Source organism: Bacillus sp. PAMC28571 (genome assembly GCF_014250435.1).
GTDB lineage: Bacteria > Bacillota > Bacilli > Bacillales > Bacillaceae > Bacillus > Bacillus safensis.
This window is the reverse complement of sequence record NZ_CP060191.1, coordinates 346633-367834: the sequence shown is the minus strand read 5'-3', so window position 1 is coordinate 367834 and position 21202 is coordinate 346633. Positions and strand designations below refer to the sequence as shown.

Below are 21202 nucleotides of genomic sequence, written 5' to 3'. Positions count from 1 at the left end.
AAGAGTGTTCAAAAGGAGGTCATGAGTCTATGGCGATTCTCGTCAAAGATGCACTCTCGCTCGATATCATGAAGGAAACAAAGCTGCTTGCTGGGGAAAATGGACTGGACCGCCTCATTCAGTGGGTGACCATCGTGGAAATTATCGAAGATACTTCAAGGCTTTCAGAAGGGGAGCTGCTCGTCACAACCGGCTTTGGGCTTGCAGACAATCTAGAAAGGCGTGCCCGGCTTGAGGAGCTGATTCAATCTCAACGTCTATCGGCCATTGCGATTTATAAAGGCGTATACTTAACGGAAATTCCGGCATCACTGATCGAAGCTGCCAAAAACAGCGGCATTCCACTCATCGAGATTCCTTCACATGTCAACTTCTCAGACATTACAAAAGCCGTTCTAGAGCAAATCGTCAGCAGCCAGCTCCATCAGCTTAAATATTCTTCAGCCATTCACCAAAGACTAACCCATTTAAATGTCAGCAATAAAAATGTCACCCAAATTACAGATGAGCTGGCACATCTCACTTCGGCGAACATCGTTGTGCTTGATGTTTTTTTACAGCAAACAGCAGCTCATCTCATCAAAGATGAAGTGACGTACTCTCCTGCTTTTGGCTTTTTGACAGATCATGAACCAATCGAAACGACGCCTCTTCTCAAGCAGGCTGAGGAGAAAGGAAGGCTCGTTTATGACACGTGCGGTGCGTTTGTCCTCGCTGCATGCCCAGTAATTGCGATGGGCGATATTTTCGGATTTATTGTATCTTTAAAGAAAAAGGATGCGTGGCATCATCTCGACGCGATTGCCATCGAGCATGCCGGGGCGGTGTATGCGATTGAATGGCTGAAGCAAAAAGCCATTCAAGATACAGAAAACCAAATGCAAGGTCATTTGTTAGATGATATTTTGCAGCAGCAATACACAGAAGAAAGCTATGTGGTCGAACAGGCAACAAAGCTGCAATACGATATGAGCGATGAGCAGGTGGTCATCTACTTTCAATTTCAGCATCAGCACACACAGCTCGATCACCAAATGATGCAGCGCCTATCTCAATTACTCACGTCGATATTTGAACGCAGACATATTCCTTTTTTACTTAAGACAAGGCTCGATTCCATTTTTGTTCTTACACCAGCAGGAAAAAAAGCGTTTCAAGAAGCGGAGTGGTATCGTGCAGCAGAAGAGTGCCGAAGCACTTGGTCTTATTTTTTTCCCGTCCACCCGATTGTGATTGGCATTGGGAGAGCCTATGACCAGATCGGTCTCTTTTCAAAAAGCGCGAAGGAAGCGCAGTATGCAGCAAGGCTTCTTCCGCTTTTAAAGACAGACGAATGCATCATTCATTATCAAAAGCTCGGCTTATACGGGATGCTGCTTGAAATGAATGAAGCGGGTATGAATTTGCATGACTTTTACGTGGAGCTGTTAAGTCCCTTGCTTTATACGAAAAAACAGGGCGCTGACCTGATCCATACACTCGAAGTGTATTTGGCACACAATGAAAATATTCAAAAATCTGCGGGAGAATTGTTTATTCACAGGCATACATTAAGCTACCGGCTGAAACAAATTGAAACGAGAACAGGCTGCAGCCTCAAATCAACAGATGATCGGATGAAGCTGCAGCTCAGTATCATGGCGTACCGCCTATCTGGTCTGCTTGATCAGATGAGAACCATTTCATGATTCATTCGGCGTTTTCACCCATAGATTCATATCTTCAATTTTGTCAAAAATATAGCAGTTGTTTTGGAAACGCCCGGTATACGTATAGCCGAGCTGATAAAACACTTGGTTCATTCCATAGGACAGTGCACGTGCGAGAGAATAAAAGACATAGATGTGCATGGATTGAAGTTCTTTTTCGAGTGCTAGAATCAAATGATGCATGAATCCTAGTTTTCTGTATGATGGAAGGGTCGCACAATCTGTTAATTCCGCATGACCATACGGCGCATTGATTTCAGCGGATGCTGCACTCACAATGTGACCGTCATGTTCAACGGCATAAAAGACGGTCCCTTCCTCCATCACCTTTTGGATGTAATCTGGCTCATTCATTGGCGTAGGATACGTTTCAAAAACGGCATCATAGAGCTTTGCCAGCTTGTGAATATCCTGCGTATCCGCTTTCCGCATCACATACTCATCCTGCCACGTGCCTTGGTCTTTTTTGAGAGGCTTTTCCTGAATAGACGCAACAATTTCATCTTCCTTCAGCCAATACGGGCTGTTCATTCGATCCTCCGTCAGAAAGAGCGACATGCCGTACGCATCACTTCCAAGAAAATAATGAGAAAACACGCCTTCAAGCCGAAAGCCTTTTTCTAAAAAAAGAGGCATATGCTCACGCCTGACTTTCACAATGACCTTAGAAGCCTTGGAGTCTGCCGCTTCCTGAAGAACCGACTGAATCACATCCCGCACCCTGCCGCTGTAGTCATCCAAACGGATTCGCTCATTAAATGAATCAATACAGATCGAGGCAGAAAAACGCTTGTTCGCAAGTTCCTTCAATTGCACCATATACTCATCCTCTCTTATAAATCAGCTAATAAAAAAAATCCAAATGGAAAATGAAACAATGACGATACCAGAAAAAATCGACATGATCATATACCGAATGGCTGAGCCTTTTTTGGCTTTGTTTTGCTTTCTCGCTTCATACATGATGAGATTTGAGAACAGTATAAATAAAATAAGTAACACGATTGCAAATAGAATAATTCCTTGAATGACCATGCTGCCTCCTCATAAACTCGTCATCCCATACTACTTCTTCATATTCCGCCGGCATCCCTTCTCATGAACAAAAAACACCTTTCCATCTCATCAGATAGAAAGGTGTTTTGATTAAACGTTTTTCCCCGCAGCCTTCAGTGCACGGGCACCGATGTCACGGCGATAAAATAGACCTGGCTGTATGATTTCTTCAACCGCTTCATACACTCTTGATCTTGCCGCTTCAAATGTGTCGTCAAATGCGGTCACATTCGCTACACGTCCGCCATTTGTGACGAATTGATCGTTTTCTTTTTTTGTTCCTGCATGGAAGGTCACGACATCAGAGACAGTCGTTTGCAAGGCACCGATCGGTGTGCCTTTTGCATAGTCTTCTGGGTATCCTTCTGATGCAAGAACCACACTGACAGCCGCAGTGTCTTTCCACTGTAAGTCCACATCTTTTCCATCAAGAATATCGAGGAATACTTGGACTAAATCTGATTCAAGACGAGGGAGAACCACCTGCGTTTCAGGGTCGCCAAAGCGTGCATTGAATTCAATCACCTTTGAGCCTTCTGGTGTCAGCATTAAACCTGCATATAAAATGCCTGTAAATGGACGCCCTTCCTGCACCATCGCGCGAGCTGCCGGTTTCACAACATCTTCCACGGCTTTCTGAACCACTTCATCTGAAATTTGCGGAACTGGTGAATAAGCGCCCATTCCGCCAGTGTTCGGCCCTTTGTCATCTTCAAAGGCCCGTTTGTGATCCTGCGCAATCACCATCGGGTACACCTTTTCTCCGTTGACAAAGGCCATGAGTGAAAATTCTTCGCCTGTTAAAAATTCTTCGATGACAACAGATGCACTTGCATCGCCAAACTTTTCATCCTCTAAGAAATCATGCAGACAATCGACGGCCTCTTCCAGCGTCATGGCCACTGTGACGCCTTTTCCTGCGGCAAGCCCGTCTGCTTTAATGACAATCGGCGCACCCTTTTCTTCTACATATGCTTTTGCTTCTTCAAACGATGTAAAAGCAGCGTAAGCGGCTGTTGGGATATCGTAGTTCTTCATTAAGTCTTTTGCAAATTCCTTTGAGCCTTCAATGACCGCAGCTTTTGCATTCGGTCCAAATACTTTTAGACCTGCTTCTTCAAATGCATCAACGATACCTGCGATTAAAGGGACCTCTGGACCGACAATGGTTAAGCCGATTTCGTTTTCTTTTGCAAAACGAATTAACGCCTCATGATCGCCTTCGTCGATTGGTACAAGCTTCGCAGCATCTGTCATTCCATCATTGCCGGGTGCGACAAATACTTGGCTGACAAGTTCACTTTGATTCACTTTCCATGCGATGGTATGCTCTCTTCCGCCTCTGCCGATAATTAATACGTTCACACTGTCATCCCCTTAATGTTTGAAATGTCTAACGCCAGTGAAGACCATGGCGATGCCGTATTCATCTGCTTTTTGAATCGATTCTTCATCACGAATAGATCCGCCTGGCTGAATGATCGCTGTGACGCCTGCCTTTGCAGCAGCTTCCACTGTATCGCCCATTGGGAAGAATGCATCAGAGCCTAGTGCGCTTCCTTTTGCCTTTTCACCAGCTTGCTCAATTGCAATGTTAGCTGAGCCCACGCGGTTCATTTGACCAGCACCGATTCCTGCTGTCATTTGATCTTTCGCAAGGACAATAGCATTTGATTTCACATGCTTGACTACTTTCCAAGCAAGCTTTAAGTCTTTCCATTCGTCTTCTGTTGGTTCTCTTTTCGTTGGAATAGAAATCGTTGCTTCCTCTAAGCCGTACGTGTCAATATCCTGAACAAGCAGTCCGCCATGGACACTTGTCAGCTGCTTTTCCTTTTTCCCGAGATCCGCTTCTACATCTAATGTTAATAGACGAAGATTCTTTTTCGCTGTTAACACGTCAAGTGCTTCTTGGCTGAACGATGGGGCGATGACAATTTCTAAGAAAATCGTATGCAGCACCTCAGCCGTTTGTTTGTCTACTTCACGGTTAAGTGCCACAATGCCGCCAAAAATAGACGTCTCATCTGCTTTGAATGCTCGGTCAAATGCTTCTGCAATCGTTTCTCCTGTACCAACGCCGCACGGGTTCATATGCTTCACAGCAACAGCTGCTGGCTCCGTGAATTCACGTACAATTTGAAGAGCGGCATCTGCATCTTTGATATTGTTGTAGGAAAGTTCTTTTCCATGTAATTGCTTTGCAGTAGCCAAAGAACCTTTGGCTGGAAGAGCATTTTCATAGAAAGTCGCCGCTTGGTGCGGGTTTTCTCCATAACGAAGGGATTGTTTTTTCTCAAACGTGACAGTGAACTGTTCTGGCTCTGTTTCGCCCACAAAGTTTGTTAAGTAATCCGCAATCAGAGCATCGTAAGCAGCCGTATGACGGAATACCTTTGCAGCGAGCTCACGTTTTTTCTCGAGTGACACGCCGCCTTCTTTGATTTGCTGGATGACTGTATCATAGTCACGAGGATCGACAATCACTGTGACGTCTTGGTGGTTTTTTGATGCTGCACGAAGCATTCCCGGTCCGCCAATATCAATGTTTTCAATCGCTTCTTCATACGTCACATCGTCTTTTGAGATCGTCTCTTTGAATGGATAGAGATTCACGACAACAAGATCAATCGGCTGAATGCCATGCTTCTCAATCTGTGCCATATGCTCATCGTTTTCTCTCACTGCTAAAAGCCCGCCATGAATGTTCGGGTGAAGTGTTTTGAGTCGTCCGTCCATGATTTCAGGGAATCCAGTGACTTCTGAAATTCCAATGACATCAATGCCGTTCTCTTGAAGAAGCTTATGTGTACCTCCAGTTGAAATCACTTCAACGCCAAGTTCTGTTAATTCTTTCACAAAAGGTACAAGATTCGTTTTATCGGAAACACTGATTAATGCGCGTTTGATCGTCATGCCTTCGTCACCTCATTAAGATAATTCTAAAAGTGATTTGATCACTTTTGGATATAGTGTGTGTTCTAGTTCATGCATTCTTTTTTCAATCGATTCAAGCTCTTCCCCTTGTTCGATGTAAATCGACGCTTGGTCAATGATCGGACCTGTATCCATGCCTTCATCGACAAAATGGACGGTGATACCCGCCACTTTGACGCCTGCTTGATAGGCTTGTCCAATGGCATCCAGCCCTGGGAAGGCTGGCAGCAAGGACGGGTGGATATTGACAATTTTCCCTCTGAATGCTTCAAGTAATGTTGGACCAATCAGTCTCATATACCCAGCAAGGAAAATCCATTCCACTTCATGCAGCCTAAGCTGTTCAATGATCGTTTGTTCAAAAGCGGCTTTATTCGGAAAAGCCTTCGGGGTAAAGGCAAAGGAGGGAATGCCCTCTTTCTCAGCACGCTCCAGCACCTTTGCACCCGGTTTATCACAAATCACAATGGCGGCCTCTGCCTGCCACTGTTCTTTTTTTAATGTATCCATAATGGCTTGAAAATTCGTCCCGCTTCCAGAGGCGAAGATCGCAAACTTCTTCATGAGAGGCTTCCACCGCCGAATGTGACACCTTCTCCTTTTTGAACACGGCCGATGAGAAATGCTTTCTCTCCGTCTTCTTCAAGTCCTCTGATCACTTCGACAAGGTCATCTTCTTTTACCGCTAAGACAAAACCAATGCCCATATTAAACACGTTGAACATTTCTTCTGCCTTTAACTGTCCTTTTTCTTGAATAAAGGAGAAAATTGGCGGTACTGGCCATGAGCCGTTATCAATCTCAACGCCAAGCCCTTCAGGCAGCATACGCGGTAAATTTTCAATAAAGCCGCCGCCTGTCACATGTGCCATGCCGTCAATCTTGCCGGCTTTCACTTGTTTAAGAACAGGCTTCACATAAATTTTGGTCGGTTCAAGAAGCTCTTCTCCAAGCGGTCTTGTAAAAGGTTCATACGTTTGATGCAGATCCAGACCAGCGTCTTCCAGCAATACTTTACGAACAAGAGAGTACCCATTGCTATGAATTCCGCTTGAGCTGAGTCCAATAAGCAAGTGCCCCTCTTTGATGCTCTCTCCTGTCACAATTTCATCCTTTTCAACGACGCCTACTGAAAAACCAGCAATATCATATTCATCTTCTGTGTAAAGACCCGGCATCTCTGCTGTTTCTCCGCCGACAAGCGCTGAACCAGACTGCTCACAGCCGTCAGCCACACCTTTGACGATTGATTCAATTTTTATCGGATCTGCTTTACCAACTGCTAAGTAATCTAAGAAAAAGAGCGGCTCTGCCCCTTGTGCCAGCACATCGTTCACACACATTGCCACGGCATCAACACCGATCGTATCGTGTTGATCCATTAAAAAGGCAAGCTTTAATTTTGTTCCGACACCATCTGTTCCTGAGACAAGAACGGGCTTTTTGTATGGCAGCTCAGATAAATCAAACATACCGCCAAATCCGCCTAGAGCACCCATGACGCCTGCTCTTTTTGTACGTTCCACGTGTGTTTTCATTCGTTTGACGGCTTCGTATCCTGCTTCGATGTCGACACCGGCGTTTTTATATGCTTCTGACATCCCATTCACTCCTTTTAGCTGCTTCTCTTCCATTTATTTTCAGCAGAATGAAAGAGCAGCATATCAAATCATCTTGACTGCTGCTCCTTTATTCGATTATTTCGTCAGTGCTGTTTCCTTCACATGCGGAAGAACAGTATCTTCATAAATTTCAGTCGGATATTTCCCAGTAAAGCATGCTAAACATTGACCGCGCTGCGGATCATCATACTTCCTGCCAATCCCGTCCATTAAACCGTCTACGGATAAAAATGCAATGGAGTCTGCACCGATTTCCTGTCTAATTTCTTCCACTGAATGAGAAGAAGCAATCAGCTCTTCATGTGTGGACGTATCAATTCCATAAAAACATGGATGTGCGATAGGCGGTGAACTAATGCGTACATGGACTTCCGTCGCACCCGCTTCTCTTAGCATCGTCACAATACGGCGGCTCGTAGTTCCGCGTACGATGGAATCATCGACCATCACGACACGTTTTCCTTCGACGACCCCGCGCACAGCAGACAGCTTCATGCGCACGCCCTGCTCACGCAATGCTTGAGACGGCTGAATAAAAGTCCGTCCGACATAACGGTTTTTAATTAAACCGAGCTCATATGGAATACCTGTTGCTTCGGCATATCCAATCGCTGCAGAAATACTCGAATCTGGTACACCTGTCACGACATCCGCTTCGACATGCGCTTCCTCGGCAAGCTTTTTGCCAAGGTTCTTTCTCGCACTATGCACGTTGATGCCATTGATATTGCTGTCAGGTCTTGAGAAATAAATGTATTCCATGCTGCACATGCTGCGGTTAATGTTCATGGAGAAGCGTTCAGATTTCAGGCCTTCATCATTAATGATCAGCATTTCTCCAGGCTCCACATCTCGTAAATACGTGGCACCGACAACATCAAATGCACATGTTTCAGAAGCAACAACATATGCGTCCCCAAGCATACCAAGTGAAAGCGGACGTAAGCCGTTCGGATCAAGAGCCACAATCATTTCTGTTTCCGTCATAATTAAGAAAGCATATGCGCCTTTAAGCATGGACAGGGCATTTTTGATCTGCTCTTTCAATTCAACATAGCCGCTGCGCTTAATTAAATGAGCAAGCACCTCAGTGTCAGAAGATGTTTGGAATATACTCCCCTGGTTCTCTAGCTGCTGCTTTAATTGCGTTGCATTCACTAAGTTCCCATTATGAGCAAGGGCAAGACTGCCGTTGTTTTGCGAGCGGAAGAAGAGGGGCTGCACATTTTCAAAGCCGCCTCCGCCTGCTGTCGCATACCGAACGTGTCCGATCGCACCTTTTCCTTTCAAATCCTTTAGCTCACCGTTTTGAAAGACTTCCGTAATCAGTCCAAGGCCTTTATGTGCCGTCAGGTTTTCACCATCTGTTGCAATGATTCCCGCACCCTCTTGTCCTCGGTGCTGAAGACTATGCAATCCGTAATATGTGATTTGCGGGGCTTCTTCGTGTCCCCAAACCCCAAAGACGCCACACTCTTCGTTTAAGCCTCTGATTTCAGCAAGCATGGGATCGCTCCTTTCCATGCGCGTTCAAGCTCGTTGACCGCTGCATGAATCCATTGTTGTCCTTCTTGATTTTTGACAGTGAATACCCCATCATTTGTGACCGTTCCAACTTCTTTCGCATCTTTGACAGCCGCAGAAAACGCTTCGCGGTGCTCTGGTTTTACTGTGACGACAAAACGTGACTGTGTTTCACTGAATAATGAAGCTTTGCTGTTTAGATCAATTTGGATATGAGCGCCAAGACCGTCTGTTCCAAATGTACTTTCAGCAAGTGCAACACCAAGACCGCCTTCAGACACATCGTGTGCTGATTGAACAAGTCCGTTTTGAATCGCAGCAAGAAGGGCTTCCTGACGAGTGAGCTCTACATCCAAATCAATTTCTGGTGCTTTTCCGTAAATACGGCCTTCTGTCATCTTTTGAAGCTCACTGCCTGCGAATTCTTCCTTCGTCTCACCAATGACGAAAATCACATCGCCAGCCTGCTGGAACGACTGCGTCGTAATATGAGTTGTATCTTCAACCAAACCAACCATCCCAATGACTGGTGTTGGGTAAATCGCTGTACCATTTGATTCGTTATATAAAGAGACGTTACCACCGATAACTGGTGTGCTTAGCTTGCGGCACGCTTCACTAATACCGTCAGCAGATTTTTCAATTTGCCAGAAAATTTCTGGTTTTTCTGGGTTACCGAAGTTCAGGTTATCTGTTACTGCAAGCGGACGAGCGCCTGAGCACACAATGTTACGTGCTGCTTCTGCGACTGCGATTTTCCCGCCGACCTCTGGATCAAGGTAGAGATAACGTGCGTTACAATCGGTTGTCATCGCAAGGGCTTTTTTCGTTCCGCGGATTCTTAAAACGCCCGCATCAGAGCCTGGTGCAACGACTGTATTTGTCCGAACCATGTAGTCATATTGATCATAAACCCATTCTTTACTTGCAATTGTCGGCTGCTGGAGAAGCTGCTTTAACGTGTCGGCTGCATCTGTGATAGCAGGTGCTTCAACTTTTGTTTCTAAAAACTCACGATAGTATGCAGGCTCACTTGATGGCTTGTGATAAACCGGCGCTTCTTCTGCAAGTGCATCAACAGGAAGCTCACATACTACTTCACCTTGATGAAGTAAACGAAGCATTTTATCGTCTGTCACATGACCGACTGATACCGCTTCAAGATCGTATTTTTCAAAAATATCAATGATTTCTTGTTCACGGCCTTTTTCAATGACCAGAAGCATTCTCTCTTGAGATTCAGACAGCATCATTTCGTATGCTGACATGCCTGTTTCACGCTGCGGGATAAGGTCTAGATTCATCTCGATACCAGAACCTGCTTTACTCGCCATTTCCGCACTTGAGCTTGTTAAGCCAGCCGCTCCCATATCCTGAATTCCAACGAGTGCATCGTTTTTGATGACTTCAAGGCACGCTTCAAGCAGCAGTTTTTCCATGAATGGATCACCGACTTGAACTGCTGAGCGTTTTTCTTCTGATTCATCAGAAAATTCCTCAGATGCAAATGTTGCACCGTGAATTCCGTCACGTCCCGTTTTGGCACCAACGTACATGACCGTGTTGCCGACACCTTTTGCCTGCCCTTTTTTGATGTCTTCATGGTTGATTAATCCAACACACATTGCATTTACGAGCGGGTTGCCTTCATAGCTTTGATCGAAATGAACCTCTCCGCCGACTGTTGGAATTCCGATACAGTTTCCATAGCCTGCGATCCCTGCCACTACTTCTTCAAACAAGTACTTCACGCGCGGTGAAGTCAGTTCACCAAAACGAAGAGAGTTTAATACAGCAATTGGACGCGCACCCATGGAGAATACATCACGGATAATTCCGCCGACACCTGTCGCCGCTCCTTGATACGGTTCAATCGCAGATGGATGGTTATGTGATTCGATTTTAAATACAACCGCTTGGTTGTCTCCAATATCAACGATTCCAGCGCCTTCCCCAGGACCTTGAAGGACGTGCTCTCCTTTTGTCGGGAATTTGCTTAAAACAGGCTTTGAGTTTTTATAACTGCAATGCTCTGACCACATGACAGAAAAAATGCCCGTTTCTGTGTAGTTTGGCAGCCTGCCAATAATGGATTCGATTAAAGCGAATTCTTCATCACTCAATCCCATTTGCTGATACAATTTCTCTTCTTTAATTTGCTTGTGACTTGGTTCAAGCAGTAGTGACATGAGTGTCCCTCCAATTTTTCACGATAGATTGAAACAATTTAAGTCCGTCTGCGCTGCCTAGTAATGAATCAACCGCGCGCTCAGGGTGCGGCATCATGCCGAGTACATTGCCCTCTTCATTCGTTACACCTGCAATACGATTCACACTGCCGTTAATATCGTCTCCGTAAGTGAAAGCGATTTGGCCGCGTTCAATGAGCTTCGCTAAAGTTTCTTCATCACAGTAGAAGTTGCCTTCACCGTGCGCTACAGGAATCGTAATGGATTCGCCTTTTTGATAACCGCTTGTAAATTGCGTTTCGTTGTTTTCTACAATGAGTTCAACTGGACGACAGATAAATTTCAAGTCTTTATTTCGTCTCATCGCACCCGGAAGAATGCCAAGCTCCTGAAGAATTTGGAACCCGTTACATACACCAAGAACAGGTTTTCCTTCCTCAGCTGCTTTTTTCACCGCCGGCATGATGTTTGAGAAGCGGGCGATCGCACCACATCTTAAGTAATCCCCATAAGAGAAACCGCCTGGTACGAGTACACCGTCAAATCCGTCAAGACTTGTTTCGTCGTGCCATACATATTCAACTTGTTCACCTAACTCATCTTGAATCGCATGGTACATATCGATATCACAGTTAGAGCCAGGCAAGACGATCACTGCAAACTTCACTGTGCGACAACCTCCTCCACCTCATAGCGGTAATCTTCAATCACCGTGTTGGCAAGTAATTTTTCGCACATTTCTTTGACGACTGTGTCTAAATCACGATCTGATTTTTCAATGACAAGCTCCATGTATTTCCCGATACGGACATCCTTTACTTCCTGATAAGACATGCTGTGCAAAGCGTGCTGCACGGCACTTCCTTGTGGATCAAGAACGCTCTCTTTTAAGCTGACAAAAATTTTCACTTTATACATGTTTATGGCCTCCAAGTCTTTTGAAAATTTCTTCGTATGCATTCGTTAAGCCGCCCAGGTTTCGTCTGAACACGTCTTTATCAAGCTTTTCGTTTGTATCTTTGTCCCAAAGCCTGCACGTATCAGGTGAAATCTCATCAGCTAGCAAAATACGATTCTCGTGATCTATTCCGAATTCAAGCTTGAAATCAATTAAATTCACATGGCAGTCTGAGAAGATTTGTTTTAACTCTTCATTCACTTGTCTTGTGATTTGTTTCATTTCCTCGACCTGCTCTGGTGTCGCTGCATCTAAAATGCGGATATGATCTTCTGTAATGAGCGGATCGCCGAGCGCATCATCTTTGTAGTAAAACTCAATCAAAGGTGTGTCCAGTTTCGTTCCCTCTGGAATGCCGAGGCGTTTTGACATACTGCCTGCCACTACATTTCGTACAACCACTTCAAGCGGAACAATCTGCACCTTTTGAATGAGCTGCTCTGTTTCAGAAAGGCGTTTCACAAAGTGATTGTTGATTCCTTTCTCATGCAGCATTTGAAAGATTAAGCTCGAAATTTCGTTGTTCAGTCTGCCTTTGCCTTCGATTTCGGCTTTCTTTTCGCCGTTAAATGCTGTAGCTGAGTCTTTATATTCGACATATAAAATATGCTCGTCATCGGTCTGATAGATTTTTTTCGCTTTGCCTTCGTAGAGAAGTTCTTGTTTCACAGTCATTCAGGTTGGCCTCCTAATTTGAATGTTGGCAATTTTCAGGATTGGGCGCCTGGCAAGCAGGCGGCCCATTTCTTACGCAAGACCTAGACGTTCGAAAATCATATCGACATTTTTCAAATGATAGTTGTAATCGAAGCAGTCAGCGATTTGTTCAGGTGTTAAGCGTGACGTGATTTTTTCTTCTGCTTCTACTAATGAACGGAACGGCACTTGTTTCTCCCACGCTTCCATCGCCTTTGGCTGAACTGTGTCATATGCCTCTTCACGTGCCATGCCTGTATCGATTAATGCAAGAAGAACGCGCTGTGAGTAAATTAAGCCAAGTGTGCGGTCCATGTTGCGTTTCATGTTCTCAGGGAAAACCGTTAAGTTTTTCACGATGTTTGAGAAACGGTTGAGCATATAGTTCAGTGCAATCGTGGCATCTGGTAAAATGATGCGCTCAGCAGATGAATGAGAAATATCACGCTCATGCCAAAGCGGTACATTTTCATAAGCTGTCAGCATATATCCACGGATCACGCGGGCAATTCCCGTCATATTCTCAGAACCGATTGGGTTACGCTTATGCGGCATCGCTGATGACCCTTTTTGTCCTTTGGCAAAGAACTCTTCTACTTCACGTGTTTCACTCTTTTGAAGACCACGAATTTCAACAGCAAATTTCTCAATGCTCGTTGCGACTAAAGCAAGAGTAGCCATGTAATCTGCATGGCGGTCACGCTGCAAGGTTTGGGTTGAAATTGGTGCAGCTTTGATGCCAAGCTTCTCACATACATATTGCTCAACAAACGGGTCGATGTTCGCATATGTGCCAACAGCTCCAGAGATTTTGCCATATTCAATGCCATCTTTTGCTTGTTTAAAACGTTCTAGGTTACGCTTCATTTCTTCGTACCAAAGAGCAAGCTTCAGGCCAAATGTTGTCGGTTCAGCGTGTACACCGTGTGTACGGCCCATCATGACCGTATATTTGTGCTCTTTTGCTTTTTCTTTTAGTATGTCAACAAATCTCTCAATGTCCTTGAGCAGGATATCGTTCGCCTGTTTTAATAGATATGAAAGCGCCGTATCCACTACGTCTGTCGATGTTAATCCGTAATGAACCCACTTTCTTTCTTCTCCTAGAGATTCAGAGACAGCACGCGTAAAGGCAACCACGTCGTGGCGCGTGTCTTGTTCAATCTCTAAAATACGTCCAATATCAAAGCTTGCATTTTTGCGCATTGTCACAACGTCTTCTTTCGGAATGACGCCAAGCTCTGCCCAAGCTTCACAAGCGAGAATTTCTACTTCAAGCCATGCATTAAATTTGTTTTCCTCTGTCCAGATTGCTGACATTTCTGGTCGTGCGTAACGTTCGATCATTTCCCGTTTCCTCCATCTCTTTCAGTCCATATCTTTGTGATGTTTGTCATCCACTCATCATCGAGCTGTTTCATAAACGTCATATGCCCCATTTTGCGGCCGGCTTTTACTTCATGCTTTCCATATAGATAAAGCTTCGCTTCTTTGAGAAGCTCAGGATGCTCTTTTGGAATGTCCACTTCATCGCCTAATAAATTCACCATCATTCCCTCTGATAAAAGGGCTGTACCGCCAAGCGGCAAACCACATATAGCGCGGACGTGCTGTTCAAACTGACTTGTCTCACATAAATCGAGTGTATAATGACCAGAATTATGCGGGCGCGGTGCCAGTTCATTGACGAGCAGCTTTCCGTCATTTGTCAGGAACAGTTCTACAGCAAGAGTACCAACCAGCCCCAGCTTTTCAGCCAGTGTTGTTGCCAGTTCTTTCGCCTTCTCCTGAATGCGGCTCTCTACCCTTGCAGGCACAATGCTTTGGAACAAAATATTATGCTTATGAATGTTCTCAGCGACTGGGAATACTGCAATCTCTCCATGAACAGAACGAGTGACGATCACTGATAGCTCCATTTGGAATGGAACCCAGCTTTCTAAAATACAAGTTCCATGTGTGAGCAGTGCAGCTGCTTCCTGAAGCTGTCCTTTTTCTTTAATGACGTACTGTCCTTTTCCGTCGTAGCCGCCTCTGCATGTTTTCAGCACGGCTGGCAAACCAAGCACGTCCACTGCGTCTTCCAGCTCTTTTTCATCATGAATGATGCGGTAAGGCGCTACTTCACAGCCTGCGTCTACAATTCCTTTTTTCTCGGTCTCACGATTTTGAGTTAAAAGGAGAAGGTCGCTTCCTTGTGGTAAATAGGCTTCTTCCTTCAGCTGATTGAGTGCATCATAATCAATATTTTCAAACTCATAAGTCACCACATCGCTGATGTCTGCCAGCTTTCGAATCGCTTCAAGGTCACTATATGCGGCTGTGATTTCTTTATCGGCAACCTGTCCGCAAGGAGATTGTGCAACTGGGTCTAGAACTGCTGCCCGGTACCCCATTTGCTTTGCGCTGACAGCCATATATCTGCCAAGCTGTCCGCCGCCAATGATCCCGATGGTTGCGTTTGGAAAAATGGTCTGCTTAGCCAAGCTGATCACTGCTTTCTAGTACAGTCTGTTTTGTCTGCTCTCTTCTTTCTTCAAGGCGAGCTGCGACCTTTTCATCAAATGCTGAAATCATTTGTGCGGCAAGAAGGCCTGCATTTGTTGCACCGGCTTTGCCAATGGCTACTGTAGCAACTGGTACACCGCCTGGCATTTGAACAATGGATAATAAGGAATCCAGCCCGTTTAGTGCCTTTGATTGTACAGGCACACCAATGACCGGCAGTGTCGTTTTTGCTGCGACCATCCCCGGTAAATGTGCTGCGCCTCCAGCACCGGCAATGATGACCTTTAGTCCTTTACCTCTTGCTTCAGTCGCATATTCAAACATCAAGTCAGGTGTCCGGTGTGCGGATACTACCTGTTTTTCGTACGGAATGTTTAATTCCTCTAAGATGTCGCACGCATTTTTCATTGTTTCCCAATCAGATGTACTTCCCATGATGACACCTACAAGCGGCTTCATTTTGTCCCCACCTTTAAGCTGATATTCGATTTTGTATCGTTTGACACGCTTCCCAAACCTAAGCAGCTTGTCAAACGCCGAACAAAAAGGCCCGATTTGCATTGCATTGTTAGGAAGCAACACAAACCGGGCCATGGTAAGCGCTGTTCGCTTTTGAATTGCCATGTCAGTTTTGTTCACTATCCTGCATAGTCCAGTCATTTACGGTAACTGGGTAGAAACTTATGGGCCATATTCCCAAGATTATATGAGGCTCGTGTTTTGATTTCATGTTTATCTTAACAACGGATGTTCATGATGTCAACGGATTTATCGAACAATCTATGAAGTCGTCGTTTTAATGTTCGGATTTAGACTATTTTTCCTTCAAATACGATTTTTTTCCCAATCGGAATGATCTGAATCGACCCATTTTCCTTCTTTTCTTGAAAAATCGGTTCCTCCATTCGACGGACAGGCGAGTAGCCTTCCGCTGCCATCTGGGACAACACTTGATCAATCGTCATGTTGTCTTCCACATAGAATTTTTTCTTCTTTGGTTTTGCGGTCATTCTTTAATTCTCCTTTTCTTCACAGCCTTCACCCAGAAGCCGCCGTGAATCGATTTGGGCTCATATGAAATGATAAACGCCTTTGAATCCAGCGTCTTAATCGTTTCATATAATTGCAGTTCATATTTTCTCGGTGTTAAAATTTGCAATGCTGTCCGGTCTCCTTCAAGACCGCCTGCTACCCAGCTGGTGACACCATATCCTTTTTCTCTCAATTGTCTTGGGAGATCGACATCCAATTCTTTTGTGATCACGTTAACAGTTGTGTAGCCAAGTGCCAGCTTCTCTTCAATTTTCATCCCGACAATGATCCCCATCCCATAACCTAGCGCATACGCAATGACATTTTGTATTTGATCTAAGTTATCTAAAACGATACTTAGCCCAATGACATAAATGAGCATTTCGATCGTACCCGCAAAAGCAGCTGCGTACCGTCTGCCTTTCATCGTTAAAATCAAACGCATGGTGGAAAAAGAAACATAAACAATATTAATCACTAAAATGATTAAAACCATGGTGAACGCATTGGATAAAAGTTGTTGAAGCACGATTCGAACCCCCTGCACTAAAAAATCAAATAAAGCACCCCATATTCTACTAGAGAACATACCTTGATACAATCAAATTTACGCGATCAAAACACATATATCTTTCGACAACAAGGATGGTGTTTGTTACCAAGAGTTTACCCGTTTTTTTCTTTTCTCAACATGAAAACCCCCTTTTTCAAAAAAGGAGGTTTTCAGTGTGTTTTATCCGAATCGAACAGGAACAAGTGATGGAATCAAATACTCCCCGACTATGCCCCAGAGCAGCGCAATGATGACAAGCTCAACCAATAAAAAGACCCAGCCTGCATACATCAAATCTCCACGTACGGCATCATGCTCCGATTGAATCGAGCGAAAGAGCACGACCGCAATCAACTGGAGGCCGACAAACATCATCACAGATATTATGACGGTCACATATGGAATATTCAGCATGGCAAATACAAGCCAAAGGATGGATAAAACCAACACCGGCACAAGCGCAGCACCAAACTTCATGATCACTTCTTTCAGTGATATGTTTCCTTTTAGCATGTACTTTCCGAGGAGCCAGACGGTAAGCATCATCAATGTCAACACAATGAGTGTAAAGACTGCCACTCTCAAAAAGGCGTCACCAAAAGAATAATGAATGCCAAAGCCTAATAAACGGGTCTTTGACGCCTTTAATTGAACATAGTTGCCTAAAGCAAAAAACACGCTGAATAACACAATCGAGATCCAGGCGTACTTCATACGCAATGTTTCCGCTTGATTAATGGCCCGGCTCGGTGATTTTAACATCGCCAGTCCATATGAACCATAACGCTTAAACGCGCCTCCTACACCTTGCAGTATACGCTGGATAGCTGAACGCTCATCATCCGCAGTTTTTGAGGTTCTTCCTCGTTTTGCAGCGCTGCGGCTGAGGCGGGATTGCCTTGTTTCTTGATCTATTGATGACTCTTCGTTTTTCTTTTCAGATGTCCCCTGATCTTGATCTTTCTCTAACATCTCATATCAACTCCTATCCAATCCTTACAGTGCTAAAAGTGCATGAACTGTTCGGATGACTCCTCTTAAAGTAGCGGAGTCTCTCTATTCAGTCAAGATTCCTTGACGTTCATACGAATAGACGGATAAAAGGCAGCAGAGGTTTTAAAATGGAGAGAAAATAAGACAAAACAAAAAAGCTGACGGCCTCCATCAGCTTTTTATCAATGTTGAAATTCATGGTCAACGATATTGACTCCGCTTTCCTTGCTGGACCCGGAGATTCTCCTGATGAGCGGGGAACCGAGTCTTTTTGGTCGTATCAACCTGTGTAATATGTCCATTATGAATGGTGATGACCACTGATCCATAGTCGATCCCTTTTAAGGCAGATAAAATATAATTCAGCTTTTGTTCATCCATCGCTCATCCCCCTATTTTTGTTTTCGCTCTTTTAAATAGAGAACCTCATTTTCCAGCTCATGAATCGTGTAATGCATGAGTGCTTCCTGCCCTTCTTCATGCCCCCATAAAAGGAGCTTTTGAATCAGCACCTGCTTTTTTCGTTCAATCACCTGTCGAAGCCAGCGTGACAAAAGACATCTCCTCCCCTTTTGAATGTCTGCAAGAAAAAAAGGCACCCTGAAACCTTCTCTTAAAAAAGGAAATCAAAGCGCCTTTGGTGATCCAATCAGCGAATTATGTCTTTTTATCATAAACACATAATTCCTATAAGTCAACTATGTTTTGATTTTTTTAACAAAAAAACAGCAGCTTCCATGAGCTGCTGTTTCGGATGTTCAATTAATGATTTAAGAAAGCAAAATATAGAATAAAGATGACAAACAATCCGTACATAATTGGATGCACTTCTTTCGCTTTTCCTTTAAAGATCATCGTAATCGGGTAGAAAATAAAGCCAACCGCAATCCCTGTTGCAATACTGTAAGTCAGTGGCATCATAATCATCGTTAAGAAAGCTGGTACCGCAATTTCAAAACGATCCCATGCAATCTTCGCCAGCGGAGCGACCATCAGTGCACCGACAATGATTAAAGCAGGTGCTGTTACATTCGATGTAACGATGGATAAAAGCGGTGAGAAGAACATCGCAAGCAAGAAGAAAATCCCTGTGACAACAGCTGCAAAACCAGAACGCGCACCAGCAGCAACACCTGAGCTAGATTCAACATAAGATGTTGTTGTAGATGTACCAAGAATAGAACCTACAACAATAGAAGAAGAATCCGCCAGAAGTGCTCTTCCTGCACGAGGCAGCTCATTATTTTTCATTAAACCAGCCTGTGTTGCCACAGCCACAAGTGTACCAGCTGTATCAAAGAACCCAACGAATAGGAACGTTAAAATCACGACAAGCATTTGAATGGAGAAAATTTCTGGCAAGTGAATCAAGGCTTGACCAAAGGTTGGAGACAAGCTTGGAATACTTCCCACAATTTGAGATGGTACTGGCACAAGACCAAAAATCATCCCGGCAATAGCTGTCACAAGCATCCCAATGAAGACACCTGCATTCACTCGAAGTACCATTAAAATGACCGTCACAACGATACCAAATACCGTTAACAGAACAGGACCACTATGAATATTTCCAAGCGAAACGAGCGTATTATCATTATTGGCGATAATCCCAGAGCCTTGAAGGCCGACAAACGTAATGAACAAACCAATACCTGCACCAACTGCCAGCTTCAGCTCAGCCGGAATGGCATTGATGATTTTTTCACGGAAACCTGTTAAAGAAAGAGCAACGAAAATCAAGCCTGAAACAAACACACCTGAAAGTGCTGCTTCCCATTTGATTCCCATACCAAGCACAACCGAAAAGGCGAAGAACGCATTCAGACCCATACCGGGTGCTATCGCAATCGGATACCTGGCGATCAATCCCATCAGGATACACCCTGCAGCAGAAGCTAACGCCGTCGCTGTAAAGACTGCCCCCTGATCAATTCGTAATTTATCTGGAAAATCCGGCACAGACACTAATGCAAGTGTGATCGGATTAACAAACAGAATGTAAGCCATCGACAAAAATGTGGTTAAACCACCGATGATCTCTCTGCGGTAATTCGTACCTAATTCATCAAACTGAAAAAACTGTTTCAAGCCAACTGACTCCCTTCATGTCCTTTTGCTTTAGCCTGCCCCATTCACTAGTCAAATAAAAAACGCCCCAACAATTTTGGGACGCTTGACTACATATGTGAATTCAGACTGTGACATAAAACAAGAACAATGCATGATTTATATCAAACGAGTGTGAATTGACGTAGTCAAGCCATTTACGGTAGCTTGGTAGAAACTTGCGGGCCATATCCCCGCGATTATACGACTTCTATCTATTTGATTTCTGTGTCTATTGTACCAACTTCATTTTTAAAACACAATACGAAAAGCGAACATTTTTCAAAGAAATGTCCGCTTCATTCGTCTTATTACACGAATTTGGAAATTCACATCTAGTTCTTTATACACCCTTCCCCAAATCCTTCTCTTTTGCAAAAACCGCTTCGGCTACATGGAAAAACTCTTTCACTGCCGGAGAAGCTTGAGAGAGCGACGGACAGGCAAGCGCAACCTCACGATGATGAGAGACATTCAGCTGGCGAATATGCACAAGATGCTGCGTTTTTAAAAATAACTCAGGGCCTATTGTGACGCCAAGTCCTTCCCCGACCATACGGGCAATGGTCGTACAATCATGAACTTCAAATAAAACAGCTGGCTTCATTTGCGCCTCCGAAAAAATATCCTCTACATGTGATTGATACATGCCAGTCGGCATAATAAATGGTTCATCTGCCAAATCTGTTATATCTACAATGGGCTGCTGCTCATATCGATGATTTGGGTGATAGGCGACGACCATCTCATCTTTCATAAGCGGCAGTAAATCAAAGGCTTCATCCGCATGGCCTTTTACAACAAATCCAACATCAATGATGCCAGAATCCAGCCACTCCAATATTTCTTCATACGTTCCCTCATAAAATTTAAATTCGATTTTCTGATGTTTTTTCTGATAGCTTACAAGCAGTTTAGGCAATAAACAAGCAGAGGCACTGGCAAATGTGCCGATACGAATCATACCTGTTTCAATATTTTTCGTTAACGCAATTTCTTGCTGGATTTTCTCCACTCTATTTAACACTTCTCTAATATGCGGGAGAAGCGTTTGACCAATGTCCGTCAGCATAATGCCCTTCTTTCGGTCACGAATGAATAAAGACACGCCCCACTCTGACTCTAAATTTGCCACTGCATGACTGACAGCTGACTGCGTCATATTTAATGCTTCAGCTGCTGCTGTAAAACTGCCAAGCTCCACAACTTTTGCGATAATATCAAAGCGAACAAAGCTCATGAGTATTTACTCATCTCCTTCATGAAAAACATCAATTTTACTTATGTTAGCACGGAATTTAAACTAAAGACAACGTATC

General features: G+C 44.2%; 22 protein-coding genes and 2 riboswitches. Of the genes, 1 reads left to right on the top strand and 21 read right to left on the bottom strand.

What is annotated here, in order from left to right; translation table 11 throughout:
- Positions 1 to 29 precede the first annotated feature (29 nt).
- Entirely contained in the window at positions 30 to 1688 is a 1659-nt protein-coding gene (locus H7F25_RS01655) for a PucR family transcriptional regulator (RefSeq protein WP_185854154.1), read from the top strand.
- On the opposite strand, the gene ablB is transcribed toward H7F25_RS01655, so the two are convergent.
- The 21 genes from ablB to H7F25_RS01550 form a co-directional block, all read right to left on the bottom strand.
- A complete protein-coding gene (gene ablB / locus H7F25_RS01650; protein WP_056767534.1) occupies positions 1683 to 2528 on the bottom strand; it encodes a putative beta-lysine N-acetyltransferase in 846 nt (281 codons plus the stop codon). The genes H7F25_RS01655 and ablB overlap by 6 nt on opposite strands.
- 21 nt (positions 2529 to 2549) lie before the next feature.
- Entirely contained in the window at positions 2550 to 2744 is a 195-nt protein-coding gene (locus H7F25_RS01645) for a hypothetical protein (RefSeq protein WP_024424515.1), read from the bottom strand.
- A 111-nt stretch (positions 2745 to 2855) separates the two neighbouring features.
- Positions 2856 to 4130 carry a phosphoribosylamine--glycine ligase gene (gene purD, locus H7F25_RS01640; protein ID WP_025092625.1) on the bottom strand — a complete coding sequence of 425 codons (1275 nt, stop codon included), beginning with the start codon at positions 4128 to 4130 and terminating at the stop codon, positions 2856 to 2858.
- 12 nt (positions 4131 to 4142) lie between these two features.
- Positions 4143 to 5681: a bifunctional phosphoribosylaminoimidazolecarboxamide formyltransferase/IMP cyclohydrolase gene (gene purH / locus H7F25_RS01635; RefSeq protein ID WP_025092624.1), complete on the bottom strand. Its 1539-nt coding sequence runs from the start codon at positions 5679 to 5681 to the stop codon at positions 4143 to 4145.
- A 15-nt stretch (positions 5682 to 5696) separates the two neighbouring features.
- A complete protein-coding gene (purN, locus tag H7F25_RS01630; protein WP_041108687.1) occupies positions 5697 to 6266 on the bottom strand; it encodes a phosphoribosylglycinamide formyltransferase in 570 nt (189 codons plus the stop codon).
- Complete coding sequence (purM, locus tag H7F25_RS01625) at positions 6263 to 7303, bottom strand: phosphoribosylformylglycinamidine cyclo-ligase (RefSeq protein WP_024424511.1); 1041 nt, start codon at positions 7301 to 7303, stop codon at positions 6263 to 6265. The genes purN and purM overlap by 4 nt, the downstream gene beginning before the upstream one ends.
- A gap of 96 nt (positions 7304 to 7399) precedes the next feature.
- Positions 7400 to 8830 carry an amidophosphoribosyltransferase gene (gene purF, locus H7F25_RS01620; protein ID WP_024424615.1) on the bottom strand — a complete coding sequence of 477 codons (1431 nt, stop codon included), beginning with the start codon at positions 8828 to 8830 and terminating at the stop codon, positions 7400 to 7402.
- Positions 8806 to 11037 carry a phosphoribosylformylglycinamidine synthase subunit PurL gene (purL, locus tag H7F25_RS01615; protein WP_185854153.1) on the bottom strand — a complete coding sequence of 744 codons (2232 nt, stop codon included), beginning with the start codon at positions 11035 to 11037 and terminating at the stop codon, positions 8806 to 8808. Before purL ends, purF begins: the two co-directional genes overlap by 25 nt.
- The gene (gene purQ / locus H7F25_RS01610) at positions 11021 to 11704 is read right to left on the bottom strand and encodes a phosphoribosylformylglycinamidine synthase subunit PurQ (protein WP_185854152.1); all 684 of its coding nucleotides are present in this window, start codon (positions 11702 to 11704) and stop codon (positions 11021 to 11023) included. Before purQ ends, purL begins: the two co-directional genes overlap by 17 nt.
- Entirely contained in the window at positions 11701 to 11955 is a 255-nt protein-coding gene (gene purS, locus H7F25_RS01605) for a phosphoribosylformylglycinamidine synthase subunit PurS (protein WP_003214349.1), read from the bottom strand. Before purS ends, purQ begins: the two co-directional genes overlap by 4 nt.
- On the bottom strand, positions 11948 to 12670 hold the full coding sequence (purC, locus tag H7F25_RS01600; protein ID WP_106051973.1) for a phosphoribosylaminoimidazolesuccinocarboxamide synthase: 723 nt from the start codon (positions 12668 to 12670) through the stop codon (positions 11948 to 11950). The genes purS and purC overlap by 8 nt, the downstream gene beginning before the upstream one ends.
- A gap of 72 nt (positions 12671 to 12742) precedes the next feature.
- Positions 12743 to 14038 carry an adenylosuccinate lyase gene (gene purB / locus H7F25_RS01595; RefSeq protein ID WP_024719396.1) on the bottom strand — a complete coding sequence of 432 codons (1296 nt, stop codon included), beginning with the start codon at positions 14036 to 14038 and terminating at the stop codon, positions 12743 to 12745.
- The gene (purK, locus tag H7F25_RS01590; RefSeq protein ID WP_056767523.1) at positions 14035 to 15177 is read right to left on the bottom strand and encodes a 5-(carboxyamino)imidazole ribonucleotide synthase; all 1143 of its coding nucleotides are present in this window, start codon (positions 15175 to 15177) and stop codon (positions 14035 to 14037) included. The genes purB and purK overlap by 4 nt, the downstream gene beginning before the upstream one ends.
- Complete coding sequence (gene purE, locus H7F25_RS01585; protein ID WP_024424506.1) at positions 15170 to 15658, bottom strand: 5-(carboxyamino)imidazole ribonucleotide mutase; 489 nt, start codon at positions 15656 to 15658, stop codon at positions 15170 to 15172. The genes purK and purE overlap by 8 nt, the downstream gene beginning before the upstream one ends.
- Before the next feature lie 169 nt (positions 15659 to 15827).
- A riboswitch (purine riboswitch) is annotated at positions 15828 to 15929 on the bottom strand.
- A gap of 79 nt (positions 15930 to 16008) precedes the next feature.
- On the bottom strand, positions 16009 to 16209 hold the full coding sequence (locus H7F25_RS01580) for an NETI motif-containing protein (protein ID WP_012009137.1): 201 nt from the start codon (positions 16207 to 16209) through the stop codon (positions 16009 to 16011).
- Positions 16206 to 16760: a DUF2179 domain-containing protein gene (locus H7F25_RS01575; protein WP_024424505.1), complete on the bottom strand. Its 555-nt coding sequence runs from the start codon at positions 16758 to 16760 to the stop codon at positions 16206 to 16208. Before H7F25_RS01575 ends, H7F25_RS01580 begins: the two co-directional genes overlap by 4 nt.
- A gap of 204 nt (positions 16761 to 16964) precedes the next feature.
- The gene (locus H7F25_RS01570) at positions 16965 to 17756 is read right to left on the bottom strand and encodes a hypothetical protein (protein ID WP_034623017.1); all 792 of its coding nucleotides are present in this window, start codon (positions 17754 to 17756) and stop codon (positions 16965 to 16967) included.
- A gap of 222 nt (positions 17757 to 17978) precedes the next feature.
- A complete protein-coding gene (locus H7F25_RS01565; protein ID WP_024424503.1) occupies positions 17979 to 18158 on the bottom strand; it encodes a YezD family protein in 180 nt (59 codons plus the stop codon).
- Positions 18159 to 18169: 11 nt separating this feature from the next.
- Positions 18170 to 18331, bottom strand: a complete 162-nt coding sequence (locus H7F25_RS01560) for a hypothetical protein (RefSeq protein ID WP_162860200.1) — start codon at positions 18329 to 18331, stop codon at positions 18170 to 18172.
- 208 nt (positions 18332 to 18539) lie between these two features.
- Complete coding sequence (locus H7F25_RS01555; RefSeq protein WP_024424502.1) at positions 18540 to 19865, bottom strand: NCS2 family permease; 1326 nt, start codon at positions 19863 to 19865, stop codon at positions 18540 to 18542.
- Between the two features lie 144 nt (positions 19866 to 20009).
- A riboswitch (purine riboswitch) is annotated at positions 20010 to 20111 on the bottom strand.
- A gap of 115 nt (positions 20112 to 20226) precedes the next feature.
- Complete coding sequence (locus H7F25_RS01550) at positions 20227 to 21123, bottom strand: LysR family transcriptional regulator (RefSeq protein WP_185854151.1); 897 nt, start codon at positions 21121 to 21123, stop codon at positions 20227 to 20229.
- Positions 21124 to 21202 lie beyond the last annotated feature (79 nt).